At 65.2% G+C, this 942-nt stretch carries 1 protein-coding gene; it reads left to right on the top strand.

Features of this window, described 5'->3' with window-relative positions; genetic code table 11:
• Positions 1-938 (top strand): IS3 family transposase (locus tag QN350_RS19680; protein ID WP_323517199.1); only part of this gene is annotated, 938 nt, incomplete at its 5' end.
• Positions 939-942: the final 4 nt, after the last annotated feature.

Raw genomic sequence — 942 nt, forward strand, 5'->3', positions numbered from 1 at the left:
GCCACCACCGCCGGTCCCTGGCACCGCCGTCAGCGCCGCGGCCCCGGCCAGAGCCGGCGGCGCAACCGCGCGCGCTGACCGAGCCGGAGCGCACCGCTGTTCTGGAGGTGCTGCGCTCGAGCCGGTTCGTGGATAAGGCGCCGGCGGAGATCCAGGCGATCCTCCTCGACGAGGGCACCTACCTCTGCTCGGTCGCGACGATGTATCGCCTGCTCCGCGCCCACGGTGAGACCGGGGAGCGGCGGGCTCAGGCCACGCACCCGGCCCGGGTCAAGCCCGAACTGATCGCGACCGGACCCAATCGGGTGTGGTCGTGGGATATTTCCAAGCTCAAGGGTCCGGCCAAATGGTCGTACTTCCACCTCTATACGATCATCGACATTTACTCCCGGTACGTCGTGGGCTGGATGGTCGCGACCCGGGAATCCGCCGAGCTGGCCGAGCGGCTCCTGCTGGACACGATCAAGAAGCAGAACATTCGCCGCGACCAGTTGACGATCCATTCCGACAACGGGTCCTCGATGGCGTCGAAACCCGTCGCGTTCCTGCTCGCCGATCTGGGCGTGACCAAGTCCCACTCCCGCCCGCACACGAGCAATGACAATCCATTCAGCGAATCGCATTTCAAAATTTTGAAGTACCGGCCCGAGTTCCCCGACCGGTTCCACAGCCTCGCCGAGGCGCGCTCATTCTGCACCGAGTTCTACGCCTGGTACAACGGTGAGCACCGCCATTCCGGCATCGGTATGCACACCCCGTTCAACGTCCACCACGGCCGCGCACCCGTCATTCAGCACGCCCGCGCCCGCGTACTCACGACCGCGTATGCCGCCCACCCCGAACGCTTCGTTCGGCAGCACCCGCAGCCACCAACGTTCCCGACAACGACCTGGATCAACGAACCCGAGAAAGCAGGAACGAACTCAATGACCGCCTAGAGAA

It is taken from the genome of Cryobacterium sp. 10I5 (assembly GCF_035019865.1).
Taxonomy (GTDB): Bacteria; Actinomycetota; Actinomycetes; order Actinomycetales; family Microbacteriaceae; genus Cryobacterium; species Cryobacterium breve_A.